The following is a 16,913-nucleotide window of genomic DNA, read 5'->3' as shown; positions in this document are numbered from 1 at the left end:
GTCACCAGTGAGAAGCGGGAGCATCGCCCGGCAGCTCTTCGTGCTCCAGGCGCTGGTCGTGACTCTGCTCGTCGCGATCGGCACGACCGGCGCCGTCCTGCTCGCCCGCGACGACGCCGAGCAGGCCGCGATCGACCAGGTCGTGGGCATCGCCGAGGCGGTCGCGCGCTCCCCCGCGGTGGTCGAGGCCGTTCGTGGCCCCGCGCCGTCCCCCATGCTGCAGCCGTACGCCGAGTCGATCCGGCTCGCTACGCACACAGATTTCGTCGTGGTCATGGCCACAGACCGGACCCGTTACTCGCACCCGACAGAAAAACTGATCGGCCAGCCCTTCATCGGGAGCATCGACGCCGCCCTCGCGGGCGGCCGCGTCGTCGAGAAACACACCGGCACGCTGGGCGAGTCGGTGCGGACGGTCGTTCCCGTACGCGATGGAAGCGGAACCGTCATCGCCCTGGTCTCGGTCGGCATCACCACCGACGCGATCAACCAGAAGCTGCTCAGCCGCGGCCAGGCCGTGCTGATCCCGACCGCGCTCGCCCTGCTGCTGGCGGCGGCCGGGTCGTGGCTGCTCAACCGCCGCCTGCGCCGCCAGACCCACGGTCTCGGCCCGGCCGAGATGACCAGGATGTACGAGTACCACGACGCCGTCCTGCACTCGGTGCGCGAGGGTCTCGTGGTGGTCGACCGCGACGGCCGCGTCACCCTGGTCAACGACGAGGCCCGCCGCCTGCTGGACCTGCCCGGCGACGCGCCGGTGTCCGAGCTGGACCTGCCGCCGGAGGTCGCGGCCATTCTGGCGCCGGCGCCGGGAGAGAGCGGCCGTGAGATGAAGGACGACGAGCCCGTGCTGGCCGGCGACCGCGTCCTCGTCGCCAACCAGCGCGAGATCCGCTCGCAGGGCCAGCTCATCGGGGCGGTCCTGACCCTGCGCGACCACACCGATCTGCGTGCGCTGACCGGCGAGCTCGACTCGGTCCGCGGGCTCACCGAGGCGCTGCGCGCGCAGGCGCACGAGGCCGCCAACCGCCTGCACACCGTGCTCACCATGGTCGAGCTGGGCCGCACCGACGAGGCGCTGCGGCTGGCCACCGCCGAGCTCGCGTACGCCCAGCAGCTCACCGACCAGGTGGTCGGCGCGCTCGACGAGCCGGCATTGGCGGCGCTGCTGCTGGGTAAGTCGGCGCAGGCCGCCGAGCGCGGCGTGCAATTGATCGTGGATGATGCGTCCCGCCTGGACGGTGCGCGGCTGCCGAGCCGCGACCTGCTCACGGTGGTCGGCAACCTGGTGGACAACGCCCTCGAGGCGGTGGCCGGCACCGACCCGCCGCGGACGGTGACGGTGCTGGTGGTCGAGGAGGACGGCGAGGTGCTGGTGAAGGTCAGCGACAGCGGCCCGGGTCTGCCGGCCCGCGACGTGCGCGCGGCGTTCCAGCGCGGCTGGTCCACCAAGGAGAACGGCCGGGGCGTCGGGTTGTCGCTGGTGCGGCAGGTGGCCGACCGGCACGGCGGCAGCTATGCCGTCGGGGAGCGGCCGGGCGGCGGCGCGGTCGTCGCGATCCGCCTTCCGGTGCCGGCATGACGGCCATCAGAGTCCTCGTGGTGGAGGACGACGCGATCATCGCCGAGGCGCATGCCGCGTACACGGAAAGGGTTGAAGGTTTTGAAGTGGTGTCTGTCGCGCACACCGCTCAGCGCGCGATGGCCGCGATGCGCGCCACCCCAGTTGATCTTGTGTTGCTCGATCTGAACCTGCCCGACATGTTCGGGCTGGAGCTGTGCCGGCAGCTGCGCGTGGCCGGGATCGGCACCGACGTCCTGGTCGTCACCTCGGCCCGGGACCTGGCGGTGGTCCGCTCGGCGGTGTCGCTGGGCGTGACCCACTACCTGCTGAAACCCTTCACCTTCGCGACCTTCCGGGAGAAGCTGCTCGGCTACGCCCGGTACCGCAGCCAGGTGCTCGGGGCCGAGCCGGTGGCGGCCCAGCACGAGATCGACCGCGCGTTCGCCGCCCTGCGCGGCGCGCCGGACAGCGACAGCCTGCCCAAGGGGCTCGACCAGTCCACGCTCGACCTGGTGCTGGGCGTGCTGCGGGCGGCGACGCTGGGCCTGTCGGCGGCCGAGGTGGGCGCGCGGATGGGCGCCTCCCGGGTGACCGCGCGGCGCTACCTCGAGCACCTCGCCGAGACCGGCCAGGTGGTGCGCAACCCCCGCTACGGCGGACCGGGCCGGCCCGAGGTGGAGTACCGGAGGATCCGCTGACGTGCGCCAGCCCACATAACTGACATCCCCGCACGCCCCCGGAAGCGGCAAGAATCGCCTATGGGGGCGGTATGGCTTTGCTCGGTCGTGCGCGGGAGAGCGCCACGCTGGACAGGCTGGCCGAGCAGGTGGCCGGCGGGGACAGCCGTGTCCTGGTGCTGCGCGGAGACGCCGGCGCCGGCAAGAGCGCCCTGCTGGGGCACCTGACAAAAAACCTCAAAGGCTGGCGGGTCGCCTCGGCCGTGGGCGTGGAATCCGAGATGGAGCTGGCGTACAGCGGCCTTCAACAGCTCTGCGCGCCCCTGCTCGGCCATCTCGACCGTCTGCCCGCTCCCCAGCGCGACGCGCTCGCCACCGTGTTCGGGCTGGCCGCGGGCCCGGTTCCGGATCGGCTCATGGTCGGCCTGGCCACGCTGACGCTGCTCGCCGAGGCCGCCGAGGAGCAGCCGCTGGCCTGCGTGGTCGACGACGCGCACTGGCTCGACCGGCAGTCCGCGCAGGTCCTGGCGTTCGTGGCGCGGCGGCTGCTGGCCGAGCGGGTGGCGCTGGTCTGCGCGGCGCGCACCGGCGCCGGCGACGACTTCCTGCCCGGCCTGCCGGAGCTGGCGATCGGCGGGCTCGACGAGGGCGAGGCGCGACGGCTGCTGCTCGCGGGGGTGCACGGGCCGCTCGACGCGGCAGTGGCCGACCAGATCGTGATGGAGAGCCACGGCAATCCGCTCGCGTTGCTCGAGCTCCCGCGCACGTGGTCCGCGGCGGATCTGGCGGGTGGGTTCGGCCTTCCGGCCGGCCATCAGGTCGCCGGGAGGATAGAACAAAGTTTCGTACGCCGCATAGCACGGCTCCCCGCAGCCACCAGGCTGCTGGTGCTGGCCGCCGCCGCCGAGCCGCTCGGCGATCCCGTCCTGCTGCACCGCGCCGCCGAGACCCTGGGCGTCGAGATGGCCGCCGCCATCCCGGCCGTCGACGACGGACTGCTCCAGATGCACGGCCGGGTCGAATTCGCCCACCCGCTGGTCCGCTCGGCCGCCTATCGCACCGCCCCGACCGCCGACCGTCTCCGCGTGCACCACGCCCTGGCCGCGGCCACCGACGCCGCGGCCGACCCGGACCGGCGGGCCTGGCATCGGGCGCACGCCACCGCCGACCTGGACGAGGAGGTGGCCGTCGAGCTGGAGCGGTCGGCCGGGCGGGCGCAGTCGCGGGGCGGGCTGGCAGCGGCCGCCGCGTTCCTCACCCGGGCCACCGAGCTGACCCCGGATCCGCGGGCGCGGCTGCGCCGGGCGATGGACGCCGCGTTCGCGAACGTGCGGGCCGGCTCCTACGAGGCCGTGCGGGCCATGCTCGCCGTCGCCCGGGGCGGCCCGCTCGACGAGCGGCAACGGGCCCGGATCGACCTGGTCCGGGCGCAGCTCGCGTTCGCGACGAGCAAAGGCAAGGAGGCGGCGCCGCTGTTGCTGGCCGCCGCCCGCCGCCTGCAGCCGGTCGACCTCGGCGCGGCCCGCGAGGCGTACCTCGACGCCCTGCTCGCGTCGATGTTCGGCGGCCGGCTCACCGACGGCGCGCTGACCGCGGAGGCGTCCAGGGCCGCCCGGGCCGCGCCCCGTCCGCCCAGTTCCGGCCCCACCGGCGGCGACCTGCTGCTGGAGGCGTTCGCCGCGCTGGCCGACGACTACGCGACCGCGGTGCCGCTGAGCCGCGAGGCACTGGCCGCCCTGCGCGCCGACAAGAGTCTCGCAGCGCCGCCGGACAGAACGGGCGCGGCGGGCATCCGGCTGCGCTGGCTCTGGCAGGGAGTCGTGCTCGCCCTGGAGCTCTGGGACGACCAGGACTGGTGCGACCTGGCCGACCGCAACCTGCGGATCGCCCGCGAGACCGGCGCCCTCAGCGACCTCCCGATGGCCCTGGGGTCGCAGATCCACGTGTACGCGTTCCGCGGCGAGCTCCGGGCCGCCACCGCCCTGATCGCCGAGGCCCGCTCGACGCTGGAGGCGACCGGCAAGTCCGTCGAGCCGAACGGCTCCCTGCTTATCGCCGCCTGGCGCGGCGCCGGCGACGCGATCGAGCTGATCGAGAACGGCCTGCGGGACGCGCACGAGCGCGGCGAGGGCATCGCCGTCGGGGTCGCCCACTACGCGCACGCCGTACTCTGCAACGGCCTCGGCCAGTACGACGAGGGCCTGGAGGCCGCCGTACGGGCCACCGAGAACCCGCGCGACCTGGCCGCCCAGAATTGGGGCCTGCCCGAGCTGGTGGAGGCGGCCGTAAGGCAGGGCCGCCCCGATGTGGCCGCCGACGCGCTCGACCGGCTCACCGCGCGGGCCAAGGCCAGCGGCAGCGACTGGGCGCTCGGCGTCGAGGCCCGCTCCCGGGCCCTGCTGAGCGAGGGCCGCGACGCCGAGGACCTGTTCCGGGAGGCGATCGAGCGGCTCGGGCGCACCCGGCTGCGCGCCGAGCACGCCCGCGCCCACCTGCTGTACGGCGAGTGGCTGCGCCGCGAGAGCCGGCGGGTGGACGCGCGCGCCGAGCTGGCCCGGGCGCTCGAGATGCTCCAGGCCATGGGCGCTGACGGCTTCGCCGAGCGGACCCGCCGCGAGCTGGCCGCCACCGGGGCGAGCGTGCGCAAGCGCACCGCCGAGACCACCAACGACCTGACCGCGCAGGAGGCGCAGATCGCCCGGCTCGCCCGCGAGGGGCTGTCGAACCAGGAGATCGGCGCCCAGCTGTTCATCAGCCCACGCACCGTCGAGTGGCACCTGCGCAAGGTCTTCGGCAAGCTCGGCATCAGCTCGCGACGCCAGCTACGCGGCGCCTCCATCAAGTGACGTCCTCTCCGCTCGATGGGACGGAGATCCCCTCCACGCTGTGTGTAGGACACGCGGCGTCCAGGTGGGTTGCCGCTTCCTTGCGCGCCGCCGGCACGGGTGTCGGTCTTACGCATCCTTGACGATCGTGACCGAACTCGGGGCCGCGGGCAGCCGTCGGGACCACCGCACCGCAATGTCGCCGATCTTCGGCAAGCGCAGTCGTCCGTTTCCGAGCACCTTGAAGTGGGCGTTGGCGGTGAATCGGATCGCCTGCCGGCTGTCTCCGCGCGACCTGAACCGTGGCGCGGAGATCCTGGGCCCCGACGCTCACCGGCGCTCGTGGGCTTCTCGGCGTGCGCGTAGCGCGTCATTGAAAACGACTCGCGCGCACCCGAACGCCCTCGCCAACATGATCCGCTGACCGGGCGCCGGGTAAACGCGATAGTGGTGACGAAGGTGCACACCATCATCAACAACATTGAGTTCGTGCCCGGGCGCATCGCTCGGAACCTCGACGATTGGTCCAGCAGGGCTGTCACCCGTGCGCTGACAGCCGGGGGACCGGTCCGTTTTCCGCCGGCGCCTTCCGGTCGTACCCATGGAAAAGCGACCGGTCGCCCGCCTCCCACGCCTCGCGCAGCCCGGGTTTGCCCAGGTCCCAGTCGGGTCGGACCTCCCGGGTCGCCGCCCGCAGGTCGAGCCAGAGGTCGTCGACCGAGGGCCGGCCCCAGAACCAGTACCCGTTGTAGATCGTGTGCACGACCAGGCCGGGCTTGAGCACCAGGGTGTGCGGGATCATCGGGTCGTTCTCGGGGTCGGTGTACTCCTGGATGTCCAGGTCGCGCTGCACGGTGCGGCCCGGGTCGGACAGGAACGGCCACTGCGCGCCCACCGAGGCGCGGAACTCCTGGATCGTGTGGTGGTCGTCGGTGGCGATCGTCACGATCTGGGTGTACGCCACGGCGATCTTGGGATAGAAGGCGGCGAGCGCCAGGTGCTGCTGGTGCTCCTTGGGGCAGTAGTGCCCGCGGGCCAGGGTGAGGATCATCGGGTCGCGGCCCTGCAGCTCACTGAGCCGGCGCAGCTCGCCGGTGTGGTCGGGCAGCTCGTAGTCGGGAAAGATCCCGCCCGGAACGATGTCGGATCTCATGGGCCCACTGTCCCGCCCCCGGGCCCGGTATCGAACCAGTGTTTTTCCCTGGGGCGAAGCCCGGCCCGTGCATGACAACGTGATCCCGCAGGCAACCACAGCGCAGAAGAGGTGTTCTGAGAGATGGACTACAAACTCGAGGTCATCGTCATTCCCGTCGCCGACGTCGACCGGGCGAAGGAGTTCTACACGGGCCTCGGATGGCGACTGGACGCCGACTTCGCGACCGACGACAAGTTCCGGGTGATCCAGCTGACCCCGCCCGGCTCGCTCGCCTCGGTGATCTTCGGCAGCGGCCTGAGCAACGCTGCGCCGGGCAGCTCGCAGGGCCTGCACCTGGTGGTCGAGGACGTGGTGGCGGCCCGCGCGGAGCTGGCCGGCAAGGGCGTCGACGTCAGCGAGGTGTTCCACGACGCGGGCGGCGTCTTCCACCACGCCGGCGCCGACGGCCGTGTCGACGGGCCGGACCCGGAGCGCAGGAGCTACTCGTCGTTCGCCTCGTTCAGCGACCCGGACGGCAACGGCTGGGTCCTGCAGGAGATCACCAAGCGTCTCCCGGGCCGCTGAGCATGCCCGACTACGACGTGATCGTGCTGGGCGCGGGCGCGCCCGGCGAGCACTGCGTCGGTGACCTCGTCGACGGCGGCCTGCGGGTCGCCGTCGTCGAGCAGCGTCTGGTCGGCGGCGAGTGCTCCTACTACGCCTGCATCCCGTCCAAGACGCTGCTGCGGCCGGGCGAGGCGGTGCACGAGGCGCGCGAGGCCGCCGCCACCGCCGAGGTCGACGTCGCGGCCGCGCTGGCCTGGCGCGACTTCATGGTGTCCGACCACAACGACGCGGGCGCCGTCCGCTGGCTGACCGACAACAACGTCGACCTGATCCGCGGGCACGGCCGTCTGGCCGGTCCGGGCGCGGTCGAGGTCGACGGCGTCCGCTACACGGCCGAGCACGTTGTGCTGTCGACCGGCTCCGACCCGGCGTTCCCGCCGGTGCCAGGGCTGGCCGAGCTCGACGGCGTCTGGACCAACCGCGAGGCCACCTCGATGACGGAGGTGCCGCGGCGCCTGCTGGTGCTCGGTGGCGGTCCGGTCGGGGTCGAGCTGGCCCAGGCGGTGCGGCGCCTCGGCGGCGAGGTGGTGGTCGTGCAGCACGGCGCGCGCCTGCTCGATCGCGAGCCGGCGGCGCTGGGCGATGCGCTGGCCGAGGTGCTGCGGCGAGACGGCATCGAGATCATTCTGGGCGTACGGGCGACCGCCGCGCGCCAGGACGGCGACGACTACGTGCTCGTCCTCGACGACGGCCGGGAGCTTCGGGGCGACCGTCTCCTGGTCGCGACCGGCCGCAAGATCCGCATCGACGACCTGGGCCTGGAGACGGTGGGAATCCAGGGCGGACCGCGGGGCATCCCGCACGACGCCCGGCTGCGGGCGGCCGAGAACCTCTGGGTGGTCGGCGACGCCACCGGGAAGTTCCTGCTCACCCACGTCGGCAAGTACCAGGGCGAGGTGGTGGCGTCGAACATCCTCGGCGAGGTGCGCGAGGCAAACTACGAGGCGGTGCCGCGGGTGACGTACACCGACCCGCAGGCCGCCGCGGTGGGCACGTCCGAGGCCGCGTTCAGCGGCACCGCGAAGCTGAACGAGATCGCCAAGACCGAGACGTACACCCGCGAGTACGCCGAGTCGAACGGCTTCCTCACGCTGCTCAGCGACGGCGAGCGCCTCGTCGGGGCGTACGCGTTCGGGCCGGAGGCGGGTGAATGGCTGCAGCAGGCCACCGTCGCGATCCGGGCGCACGTGCCGATCGACGTGCTGCGGGACACCATTCAGCCGTTCCCCACGTTCTCCGAGATCTTCGTGGGGGCGCTGAAGGCGCTGCGGGCGGACATCAAGAAATGACCACCACCCCGCTGCGCAGCCGCGTCGGCGAAGCCCTCATCGCGGCGACCGTCCTGGCGTCGATGGTCGGCTTCCTCGACGCGAACGTGGTCAACGTCGCGGTGCCGGCGATCGGCCGCGACCTGGGCGCCGGGGTGGCCGGCCTGCAGTGGGCGCTGACCGGGTACCTCCTGACCGTGGCCGCGTTGCTGCTGCTCTCGGGGGCGCTCGCCGACCACTTCGGCCGGCGGCGGATCCTGATCATCGGGCTGCTGGCGATGCTCGGCTCGTCGGTGCTGTGCGCGGTGGCGCCGACGATCGGGGTGCTCGTCGCCGCCCGGGTGCTGCAGGGCGCCGGCGCCGCGATGGTGGTGCCGACCAGCCTCGCCCTGCTCAACGGCACGCTGCGGGTCGAGGACCGGGCGCGCGGCATCGGGCTCTGGGCGGGACTGGCCACGATCGGCACCACCGTCGGCCCGTACGCCGGTGGCTGGCTGGTCGACCACGCCGGCTGGCGCTGGATCTTCCTGCTGAACGTGCCGCTGATCCTGCTGGCCCTGCTCGCGCTGCGCTGGGTGCCGGAGACGTCCGACGAGCCCCGGCCCCTCTCGCTCGACGCGGCCGGCGCGATCCTGGCGATCCTCGGCATCGGCGGCGTGATCTTCGCGCTCACCCGGGGCGCGGAGTCCGGCTGGGCCGACGCCGCGGTGGTCGTCACCGGGATCGTCGGGGTGGCGGCGCTCGTCGCGCTCACCCCGGTCGAGCGGCGGGTGAAGGCGCCGATGGTGCGGCTGTCGCTGTTCAAGTCCCGCCAGTTCGACGCGATCAACGTGACCACCGTGCTGTTCTACGGCGCGCTCGCGGCCGGCGGATACCTGCTGGTCCTCCAACTGCAGCTGGTGCTCGGCTACTCGGCCGCCGAGGCCGGCGCCGCCGCGATCCCCAACTCGATCGTGTTCCTCGCGCTGTCACCGATCAGCGGCGCCCTGGTGCCCCGGATCGGGCCGCGCTGGCTGATGGTGGCGGGGATCGTCGCGGTGGCGGCCGGGTTCGCGTGGATTTCCCAGGCAAATGCCGGTGACACATACGCCTCCGCGATCCTTCCCGGTGTGCTGCTCCAGGGTCTCGGCCTCGGACTGGCCGTGACCCCGCTGACCGCCGCCGTGCTGGCCGCGGTCGACGACGCCGACCTGGGCGAGGCCTCGGCCGTCAACGACGCCGCCTCCCGGGTCGGCGCGGTCCTCGCCGTCGCGGCCGTCCCGCTGCTGATCGGCGCCGGTGGCGGAGATCTCGCGAACGCCCTCGTCGACGGCTTCCGGCCCGCCATGCTAGTGCTCGCGGTCGTCTGCGTGCTCTCCGCGGTGGTCACCGCCGTGTTCGTCTCCGATCGCCGGGCCGCCGTCGCGGCGCCCCCGATTCCCGCGCCCGCGCCGCACCACGGCTGCGCGCTTCCCGCCACCACCTCCCTGGGGGTCAGACAATGAGCAAGCTGGATGGACAGACGGTCGTCGTGCTCGGCGGCAGCGCCGGCATGGGGCTGGAAACGGCACGTCTCGCCCGGGCCGAGGGCGCCGAAGTGGTGATCACGGGCCGGAACGCGGATCGGCTGAAGGAGGCCGCGGCGGACGTGGACGCGCTGAGCACCGCGGCGTTCGACGCTACCGACCCCGTACAGCTGCAGGGATTCTTCGACGATTTTCCCGGGCCGATCGATCACGTTTTCGTGACGGCGGGCGGACCGTATTACGGGCTGCTCAAGGATCTCGACCTCGAGGAAGCGCGGCGGCACGTCGGAATGGAGCTGACTTTGCCGCTGTACATCGGGCGGGCGGCGATCGGAAAGGTGCGGGGTTCGCTCACGTTCATCGGTGGGACCGGCGCCCGGCAGGTGGCGCCCGGACTGACCGTCACATCGGCGATGACGAATGCACAGCCGTCGCTGATCGCGGGGCTCGCGCTGGAGATCGCGCCGATCCGGGTCAACCTGATCGCGGCCGGTTTCGTGGACACGCCGCTGTCGGCCCGGCTGCTCGGCGACGACCTGGAGAAAAGGCGGCAACAATTGCGGGACACGCTGCCGATCGGGCGGGTCGTCGGGCCGGCCGACGTCGCCGCGCTGGCCGTGCATCTGATGACGAATACCGCGCTGACCGGCGCGACCTATGACATCGACGGCGGCCAGCAGTTTGTGCCGAAAGGGTGAGCTCGGTTCCGATCGCGTCCCATGCGCTGCTCTCCGACTGCCATTCGGCGGCGCTGGTGACCTCCGACGGGTCGGTCGACTGGATGACCTGCCCGCGGTTCGATAGCCCTTCCTTGTTCGGGCGAATGCTCGATTCCTCGGCCGGGCACTGGTCTTTGACTCCCCGCGCGATTTTGTCGGTTTCCCGGCGCTATCTTTCGCGGACTTTGGTTCTGGAAACGACCTTTACTTGCTCGTCGGGGGTTCTCGTTCTGACCGATGCGCTCGCCATGGGGCAAGGGAATCGCGGGCACGCTCTGGGGCGAGGGGCGCCGCACCTGCTCGTACGCCGCTGTGGGGTTTTGTCCGGATTTATCGAGTTATCGATGGAATATGCGCCGCGACCGGAATATGGGCTGCTGCGGCCTCTCCTGTCGTCCGTGGACGGCGGGGTGACCGCTCGCGGCGGGGCGGAATGGCTGGTGCTGTCGTCGCCGGTGCCGCTGACCCTGACCGGCTCGACGGGTGTCGCGGAGTTTCGGATGTCCGCCGGCGACACGTACGCCTTCGGCCTGCACCGCTCCACGCTGGAGGAGACGCCCGCCCACATCTGGGACCAGGCTGACCTGCTCGCGCGGCTCGACGAGACGGCCGAGGCGTGGCGGTCGTGGTCGGCGCTGCACCAGAACTACGAGGGTCCGTGGCGGGAGCTCGTGCACCACAGCGGCCGCGTCCTGCAGGGCCTGACGTTCCAGCCGAGCGGCGCGATCGTCGCGGCCGCCACCACGTCGCTGCCCGAGGAGGTGGGCGGCTCACGCAACTGGGACTACCGCTACTCGTGGGTGCGCGACGCCAGCTTCACCATGGAGGCCCTCTGGGTCGCCGCCTGCCCCGACGAGGTCAGCGACTTCTTCGCCTTCATGACCACCGCCGCAGCGGGCGCCGTCGAGCCCCTGCAGATCATGTTCGGCGTCGGCGGCGAGCACGACCTGTCCGAGCGCACCCTGCCGCACCTGGCGGGCTGGCGCGACTCGGCCCCCGTCCGGATCGGCAACGGCGCGTGGCAACAAGCCCAGATCGACGTGTACGGCGAACTGCTGGATGCCGCTTTCTTGCTGGCCGACAAGATCACCGACATGGACGAGGACATGCGCGCCTTCCTGGTGGCCCTCGCCGACACCGCCGCGAACCGCTGGCGCGACCCCGACCAGGGAATCTGGGAGGTGCGCGGCGAGCCCCGGCACTTCCTCTACTCCAAGGTGATGTGCTGGGTGGCCCTGGACCGCGCCCTCAAACTCGCTGACCGCCTCTCCGCCGCCGATCACGTGCCCTTCTGGAAGGCTGCCCGCGACGAGATCTGGCAGAAGGTGATTTCCGAGGGCTGGCACCCCGAAGCCGGCGCCTTCACCCAGTATTTCGGCGGCGACACCCTCGACGCGTCGGCCCTGATGATGCCGATCGTCGGCTTCCTACCGGCCGACGACCCGCGCGTGCTGGCCACCATCGACGCGATCGCCACCCGCCTGACCGATTCGCGAGGGCTGGTCTACCGCTACCGCGCCGAGTCCGGCGTGGACGGCGTCGCCGGCGGCGAGGGCACGTTCCTGCTGTGCACGTTCTGGCTCGCCCAGGCGCTGGCGATGGCCGGCCGCGTCGCCGAGGCCCGCGAGGTGTTCGAGCGGGCGGCGTCCTACGCCAACGACGTGGGCCTGCTGGCCGAGGAGATCGACCCGGCCACGGGCGAGCTGCTGGGCAACTTCCCGCAGGCGTTCAGCCACATCGGGCTCGTCAACGCGGCATGGGCCATCACCAAGGCCGTCCAGCAGCCGTGAAAACGGTCATCTGAATTGGCACACGTCTATACAAGAAACCCTTGGGATCTGTTTGTGCACGCTTGAGTGGTTCCAGACTTCCCTCGCGCCACACGGTGTCACTCCACCGAGACACCGGTGGCCGGAGGTGGAGCATGGCACCACAGAAAGAGTCCCGTGCGGTCAGCCGCCGCACCTTCCTCGCAAGCGTAGGAGCCGGCACCGCGGGCGCGCTCGCGGTGGGGCCGGTCTGCGCCATGGCCGGCCCCGCGGCAGCGGCCCACGCCGCCGCCGTCCCCGCCAACCGCTTCGGCCGGATCTTCACCGACCTGCCGCCGTTCCTTCCCGTGGTCGACCAGCGCCGGCACGACGCCCTGGTCGACATGGGCCGGACCGGCGGCCTGCTGGACGCCCGGGACAACCTGGCCGCCGGGCCGATCCTGCTGATCACCGATCCGGCGCTCAGCGCGAACAACCAGGACAACCCCACCATGACGGCCGGCGTCACGTTCCTCGGCCAGTTCCTCGACCACGACATGACCTTCGACGCGACGTCGGCGCTCGGCGTGCCCACCGCGCCCGAGCAGTCGCCGAACGCCCGCACGCCCGCCCTCGACCTGGACTCCGTCTACGGCGGCGGGCCGACCACCCATCCGCAGCTGTACGAGGCCGACCGCATCCACCTGCGCATCGAGTCGGGTGGCCTCTTCGAGGACCTGCCGCGGTCGGCCGACGGCACGGCGATCATCGCCGACCCGCGCAACGACGAGAACCTGATGATCGCCGGCCTGCAGGCCGCGTTCATCCTCTTCCACAACCGGGTGGTGGATCAGCTCGCCGCCCAGGGCGTGCCGACGGCGCAACGCTTCGCGCAGGCCCGTCAGCTGGTCACCTGGCACTACCAGTGGATCATCGTGCACGACTTCCTGCCGCAGACCATCGGCACGGCCGCCGTGCAGGACATCTTCACCAACGGGCGCAAGTGGTACCGGCCCGAGCCGGGACCGGCGTACATCCCGGTGGAGTTCCAGGGCGCGGCGTACCGCTTCGGGCACAGCCAGGTGCGTCCGTCGTACCGGGCCAACCTCGCCGGCAATCCCGACGGCAGCGCGTTCTTCGGCTTCATCTTCGACCCGGGCGGCGAGGGCCAGGCCGACCCGGTGGACCTGCGCGGCGGGCGGCGGGCGCGCCGCCGCTTCATCGGCTGGCAGACGTTCTTCGACTTCGGCGACGGACAGGTACGGCTGAACAAGCGCATCGACCGCCGGATCTCCACCCCGCTGTTCCGGCTGCCGCTCGGCACCATCCCGGACGGCGCCCCGCCGGTCTCGCTGCCCCAGCGCAACCTGTTGCGACAGGTCACCTGGTCGTTGCCGGCCGGGCAGCGGATAGCCCAGACGATGGGCTTCGAGATGCTGCATCTGCAGGAACTGGCAGGGTATGGGGTGGCCTTGGAGAACCAGACGCCGCTCTGGTACTACGTGCTCGCCGAGGCGGAGATGCTCGCCTCCGGCCTGCACCTCGGGCCGGTCGGCGGCCGGATCGTCGGCGAGGTCTTCGCCGGCCTGCTGGAACTCGACCCGGGGTCGTACGTCAGCGCCAACCCGCAGTGGCGGCCGACGCTGGCGGCCGCCGTGCCGGGCTCCTTCCACATGACCGATCTGTTGCGGTTCGCGAGGGTGGATCCGGCCAGCCGGGGACAGTGATCACTGGTGATGGTCAGATAGAGCGTGAGGCGCGGGTCGCCGGCCGGCCGTCGTCGGCTGGGCCGGAGCGGGTGAAGCGGGCCAAAGTGCGCTGCCGCAACGCGAAAGCCTCCTTGGCCGCGTCGCGCAGGCCGGCGACCAAAGGCGAGCGGGAATGACGGGCCCATGGCACGGGGACCTCGGTGGTGCCGTACTTCTCCTTGTAGGAATTGCCCCCCACGAAGTCGAACTCGGTGACTCCCCGCTCGCGCGCCCACCGAAGCGCATGCCAGATCAATGCCTCGTTGGGGCGCAGGTGCTGATCGGGGCGATAGGAAGCCCCACCCCAGAAGTACATGGTGCGGTGGTACCAGGGCAGGACCGCCGTGGCGATGCAGCGGCCCTCGGGGTCGCGGGCGCGCAGCAGCAGGATGCGGCCGGACGGCTCGAGATTGCGGATCAACTGGCGGACCCGGTCGATCGAATAGGTCGGGACGAGATTTTGTTTGGCGAAAACGTCGCGTAACTGATCGTAGAAATCGTCGGCGAATGTGGGGTCCTCGTGGGCCTCTTCGATGATCACGCCGCTGCGGGAGGCCTTGCGGATATTGCGGCGGCAGGCCGATGCCATCGCGCCGAACAACTGATCTTCGGACGGGGAGAGATCGATGACGGCGGTCGGGGCGTCGGCCCAGCGCATGCCGAGGCCATCGAGATCGCCGGGAGTGGCGAAGCGGTCGCGGACCTCGAGGTGCGCGCAGCCCAGCTGACCGAAGGCGAACGCCGGAAGCGCCGCCAGGGCGGCATGCCGGGACACCCCCGGAAGCAGGTTGAAGCCCAGGTAGGAGGTGGTCCAGCCGGCCATCGGGCTGCCCAGGATGCGCAGGCCGAAGCGCTTCGTGATCAGGCCGGTGAAATGACCGACGGTCGCGGCGCCGTCATGGACGGTGGCCAGCACGGGCTCGGCCCGCTGGGCCTCGGCGACGAAGCGCAGCCACGGCGGCGTGTGGAAGAGCAGGCGATCCGCGTACGCCTCGCGCTCGCGCCACAGCGACGCGGAGGGCTCGGCCCGTCGCAACTCCAGCATCAGTTCCCCCGGGGAAAATTGTCGTCCTGGCCGGATGATGCGCCGCCGCTCGCCCATTCCGCAAGGACCGTTCGGGCGCGATTAATTGAATATGAATTTCCCTCGCATTCCATATGACAATTGCTACTGACGCGACCGGCCACGCATTTGTCAGCCTGGAAACATGCGGTCGCCGACCCCGATCCAACGACGTCTGAACGAGCTCGGGCTGCGCAGCCGCCTGCGGCAACGGCCACGGCTGCAGGGCCGGATCCTGGCCCCGGCCGGCGCGCGCAAGCGGCTGCCGGCCACCGCGGGCCTGTACTTCCCCTTCTACCACGACGTGCTCCCGGAATACGCGTCCGGCCTGCGCCGTCACCTCGCCGCGTTCGCGGAGCTCGGCCCGCTGGTCTCCTGGGACGCGGCGCTCGAAGTGCTCACCGGCGGGCGCCGGCTGGACGGCCCGATGTTCTGCCTCTCCTTCGACGACGGCCACGCGAGCTGGCGGGACGTGGTCGCCCCGATCCTGGCCGAGCGGAACGTTCCGGCCACCTTCTTCGTCACCACCGCCCTGATCGGGCAGCCCGGCAACCTCTCCTGGGCCGACTGCCGCGATCTGCTGGCGGCCGGCCACACCTTCGGCTCGCACACGATCACCCATCCGCGGCTCGCCGACTGCGACGACGAGGCCGCCGTGCGGGAGATCGCCGATTCGAGGACCGAGCTCGAGGACGAGCTCGGCACCGCGATCAGGGACTTCGCCGCGCCGTACGGGAATCCCGCCGTCGACGTCGGAAGGCGTGAGGTGACCGCGGCGCGCGAGTCCGGCTATCGCAGTTTCGCCACGACGCTGCGGCCGGCCATGCGTGTCGGCGACTCTCCGATGTGGATTCATCGGCAGGGGCTGCACCCGGCGTGGCCGCTGCTGGCAGTCAGGACACGGGTTCATGAGTGACACGCGCATCTTCCTGTCGCCGCCCGACGTCAGCGACGTCGAGCGCAAGCTGCTGCTGGAAGCCTTCGACTCCAACTGGGTGGCGCCGGTCGGTCCCGACCTCGACGCGTTCGAGACCCAGGTGGCCGAGCTGGTCGGCGTGCGCCATGCGGTGGCCCTCGCCAGCGGCACCGCGGCCCTGCACCTCGCGCTCGTGGCGGCCGGCGTGCGCCGCGGCGACACCGTGCTGGTCCCCTCGTTCACCTTCGCCGCCACCGCGAACGCGGTGATGTATCTGGGCGCCCGCCCGGTCTTCCTCGACTCGACCCCGGAGAGCTGGAACGTCGACCCGGCGCTGGTCGCCCAGGAGCTGCGCGCCCGGGCCGGCGCCGGCCAGCTCCCCCGCGCGGTGGTCGCGGTCGACATGTACGGCCAGTGCGCCGACTATCAGCCCCTGCTCGACGCCTGTGACCGCTACGGCGTAGCGCTCATCGAGGACGCCGCCGAGGCGCTGGGCGCGTCCTACCGCGGCAGGCCGGCCGGCTCGTTCGGGCTCGCCGGCGTGCTGTCCTTCAACGGCAACAAGATAATCACCACCGGCGGGGGCGGCATGCTGCTCACCGACGACCCCCGGGTGGCCACCACGACCCGGCATCTCGCGACCCAGGCCCGCGAGCCGGTCCCGCACTACGAGCACCGCACGGTCGGCTACAACTACCGCCTGTCCAACCTGCTTGCCGCGGTCGGCCGCGGCCAGGTGCAGCGGCTGGCCGAGATGATCGCCGCCCGGCGCGAGACCGCCCGCTACTACCACGAGGCGCTCGGCGACCTGCCCGGCCTCACCTTCATGCCGGTGGCGCCCTACGGCGAGCCGAACTGGTGGCTGACCTGCCTGCTGGTCGACCCGGAGAAGTTCGGCGCCGACCGCGACCAGCTGCTCGCGCGCCTGGCGCGGCACAACATCGAGGCCCGGCCGGCCTGGAAGCCGATGCACCTGCAGCCGGTCTTCCAGGACTGCGTGATGCGCGGCGGCGAGGTCAGCGCCGGCCTCTTCCGCCGCGGGCTGTGCCTGCCGAGCGGCTCGGCGCTCACCGAGCACGACCGGGAACGCGTCGTCGAGGCCGTGCGGGAGGGCTGAG

The 16,913-nt window shown here is 71.8% G+C and carries 15 protein-coding genes; 12 read left to right on the top strand and 3 right to left on the bottom strand.

Translation table 11 applies throughout. The features are described from left to right. Window positions 1-7 precede the first annotated feature (7 nt). The 4 genes from ACQPZX_RS15885 (at window position 8) to ACQPZX_RS15870 (ending at window position 5,490) form a co-directional block, all read left to right on the top strand. The gene (locus tag ACQPZX_RS15885) at window positions 8-1,582 is read left to right on the top strand and encodes a sensor histidine kinase (RefSeq protein WP_433380758.1); all 1,575 of its coding nucleotides are present in this window, start codon (window positions 8-10) and stop codon (window positions 1,580-1,582) included. Continuing rightward, complete coding sequence (locus ACQPZX_RS15880) at window positions 1,579-2,262, top strand: response regulator (protein ID WP_433380755.1); 684 nt, start codon at window positions 1,579-1,581, stop codon at window positions 2,260-2,262. The genes ACQPZX_RS15885 and ACQPZX_RS15880 overlap by 4 nt, the downstream gene beginning before the upstream one ends. Before the next feature lie 71 nt (window positions 2,263-2,333). After that, on the top strand, window positions 2,334-5,087 hold the full coding sequence (locus ACQPZX_RS15875) for an ATP-binding protein (protein WP_433380752.1): 2,754 nt from the start codon (window positions 2,334-2,336) through the stop codon (window positions 5,085-5,087). A 127-nt stretch (window positions 5,088-5,214) separates the two neighbouring features. Beyond that, window positions 5,215-5,490 (top strand): hypothetical protein, encoded by a 276-nt coding sequence (locus ACQPZX_RS15870; protein ID WP_433386105.1) that lies wholly within the window; start codon window positions 5,215-5,217, stop codon window positions 5,488-5,490. Here the strand turns inward: ACQPZX_RS15870 and ACQPZX_RS15865 are convergent. Next, complete coding sequence (locus ACQPZX_RS15865) at window positions 5,397-5,669, bottom strand: helix-turn-helix domain-containing protein (RefSeq protein ID WP_433380749.1); 273 nt, start codon at window positions 5,667-5,669, stop codon at window positions 5,397-5,399. The two genes, ACQPZX_RS15870 and ACQPZX_RS15865, sit on opposite strands and share 94 nt — an antisense overlap. Then, on the bottom strand, window positions 5,605-6,219 hold the full coding sequence (locus tag ACQPZX_RS15860; protein ID WP_433380746.1) for a redoxin domain-containing protein: 615 nt from the start codon (window positions 6,217-6,219) through the stop codon (window positions 5,605-5,607). Before ACQPZX_RS15860 ends, ACQPZX_RS15865 begins: the two co-directional genes overlap by 65 nt. 123 nt (window positions 6,220-6,342) lie before the next feature. Between ACQPZX_RS15860 and ACQPZX_RS15855 the strand changes: the two genes are divergently transcribed. The 6 genes from ACQPZX_RS15855 to ACQPZX_RS15830 all read left to right on the top strand — a co-directional run bounded on the left by ACQPZX_RS15855 (window position 6,343) and on the right by ACQPZX_RS15830 (window position 13,795). Beyond that, on the top strand, window positions 6,343-6,786 hold the full coding sequence (locus tag ACQPZX_RS15855; protein ID WP_433380743.1) for a VOC family protein: 444 nt from the start codon (window positions 6,343-6,345) through the stop codon (window positions 6,784-6,786). A gap of 2 nt (window positions 6,787-6,788) precedes the next feature. Then, window positions 6,789-8,117, top strand: a complete 1,329-nt coding sequence (locus ACQPZX_RS15850) for a dihydrolipoyl dehydrogenase family protein (protein WP_433380740.1) — start codon at window positions 6,789-6,791, stop codon at window positions 8,115-8,117. Continuing rightward, window positions 8,114-9,580, top strand: coding sequence for a DHA2 family efflux MFS transporter permease subunit (locus tag ACQPZX_RS15845; protein ID WP_433380737.1), 1,467 nt, complete (start codon window positions 8,114-8,116; stop codon window positions 9,578-9,580). Before ACQPZX_RS15850 ends, ACQPZX_RS15845 begins: the two co-directional genes overlap by 4 nt. After that, window positions 9,577-10,299: an SDR family oxidoreductase gene (locus ACQPZX_RS15840; protein WP_433380734.1), complete on the top strand. Its 723-nt coding sequence runs from the start codon at window positions 9,577-9,579 to the stop codon at window positions 10,297-10,299. Before ACQPZX_RS15845 ends, ACQPZX_RS15840 begins: the two co-directional genes overlap by 4 nt. Then, complete coding sequence (locus tag ACQPZX_RS15835; RefSeq protein ID WP_433380731.1) at window positions 10,296-12,110, top strand: glycoside hydrolase family 15 protein; 1,815 nt, start codon at window positions 10,296-10,298, stop codon at window positions 12,108-12,110. The genes ACQPZX_RS15840 and ACQPZX_RS15835 overlap by 4 nt, the downstream gene beginning before the upstream one ends. Before the next feature lie 134 nt (window positions 12,111-12,244). Then, the gene (locus tag ACQPZX_RS15830; protein WP_433380728.1) at window positions 12,245-13,795 is read left to right on the top strand and encodes a peroxidase family protein; all 1,551 of its coding nucleotides are present in this window, start codon (window positions 12,245-12,247) and stop codon (window positions 13,793-13,795) included. A gap of 13 nt (window positions 13,796-13,808) precedes the next feature. On the opposite strand, the gene ACQPZX_RS15825 is transcribed toward ACQPZX_RS15830, so the two are convergent. Then, complete coding sequence (locus ACQPZX_RS15825; protein WP_433380725.1) at window positions 13,809-14,861, bottom strand: GNAT family N-acetyltransferase; 1,053 nt, start codon at window positions 14,859-14,861, stop codon at window positions 13,809-13,811. A gap of 163 nt (window positions 14,862-15,024) precedes the next feature. On the opposite strand from ACQPZX_RS15825, the gene ACQPZX_RS15820 reads away from it, so the two are divergent. Both ACQPZX_RS15820 and ACQPZX_RS15815 read left to right on the top strand, forming a co-directional pair. Continuing rightward, entirely contained in the window at window positions 15,025-15,795 is a 771-nt protein-coding gene (locus ACQPZX_RS15820) for a polysaccharide deacetylase family protein (RefSeq protein ID WP_433380722.1), read from the top strand. After that, window positions 15,788-16,912 (top strand): DegT/DnrJ/EryC1/StrS family aminotransferase, encoded by a 1,125-nt coding sequence (locus ACQPZX_RS15815; protein WP_433380719.1) that lies wholly within the window; start codon window positions 15,788-15,790, stop codon window positions 16,910-16,912. The genes ACQPZX_RS15820 and ACQPZX_RS15815 overlap by 8 nt, the downstream gene beginning before the upstream one ends. Window position 16,913: the final 1 nt, after the last annotated feature.

The organism is Actinoplanes sp. CA-142083 (assembly GCF_050942195.1).
Taxonomy (GTDB): domain Bacteria; phylum Actinomycetota; class Actinomycetes; order Mycobacteriales; family Micromonosporaceae; genus Actinoplanes.
Note: the sequence above shows the minus strand (reverse complement) of the source record. Positions and strands in the feature narration are given on the sequence as shown.

What these genes read in the sequence shown, in the direction of transcription:
- ACQPZX_RS15875 (WP_433380752.1), top strand. Translation starts at nt 2,334, where the DNA reads ATGGCTTTGCTCGGTCGTGCGCGGGAGAGCGCCACGCTGGACAGGCTG.
- ACQPZX_RS15855 (WP_433380743.1), top strand. Translation starts at nt 6,343, where the DNA reads ATGGACTACAAACTCGAGGTCATCGTCATTCCCGTCGCCGACGTCGAC.
- ACQPZX_RS15840 (WP_433380734.1), top strand. Translation starts at nt 9,577, where the DNA reads ATGAGCAAGCTGGATGGACAGACGGTCGTCGTGCTCGGCGGCAGCGCC.
- ACQPZX_RS15820 (WP_433380722.1), top strand. Translation starts at nt 15,025, where the DNA reads ATGCGGTCGCCGACCCCGATCCAACGACGTCTGAACGAGCTCGGGCTG.
- ACQPZX_RS15825 (WP_433380725.1), bottom strand. Translation starts at nt 14,861, where the DNA reads ATGCTGGAGTTGCGACGGGCCGAGCCCTCCGCGTCGCTGTGGCGCGAG.
- ACQPZX_RS15815 (WP_433380719.1), top strand. Translation starts at nt 15,788, where the DNA reads ATGAGTGACACGCGCATCTTCCTGTCGCCGCCCGACGTCAGCGACGTC.
- ACQPZX_RS15860 (WP_433380746.1), bottom strand. Translation starts at nt 6,219, where the DNA reads ATGAGATCCGACATCGTTCCGGGCGGGATCTTTCCCGACTACGAGCTG.
- ACQPZX_RS15850 (WP_433380740.1), top strand. Translation starts at nt 6,789, where the DNA reads ATGCCCGACTACGACGTGATCGTGCTGGGCGCGGGCGCGCCCGGCGAG.
- ACQPZX_RS15830 (WP_433380728.1), top strand. Translation starts at nt 12,245, where the DNA reads ATGGCACCACAGAAAGAGTCCCGTGCGGTCAGCCGCCGCACCTTCCTC.
- ACQPZX_RS15880 (WP_433380755.1), top strand. Translation starts at nt 1,579, where the DNA reads ATGACGGCCATCAGAGTCCTCGTGGTGGAGGACGACGCGATCATCGCC.
- ACQPZX_RS15845 (WP_433380737.1), top strand. Translation starts at nt 8,114, where the DNA reads ATGACCACCACCCCGCTGCGCAGCCGCGTCGGCGAAGCCCTCATCGCG.
- ACQPZX_RS15865 (WP_433380749.1), bottom strand. Translation starts at nt 5,669, where the DNA reads ATGGGTACGACCGGAAGGCGCCGGCGGAAAACGGACCGGTCCCCCGGC.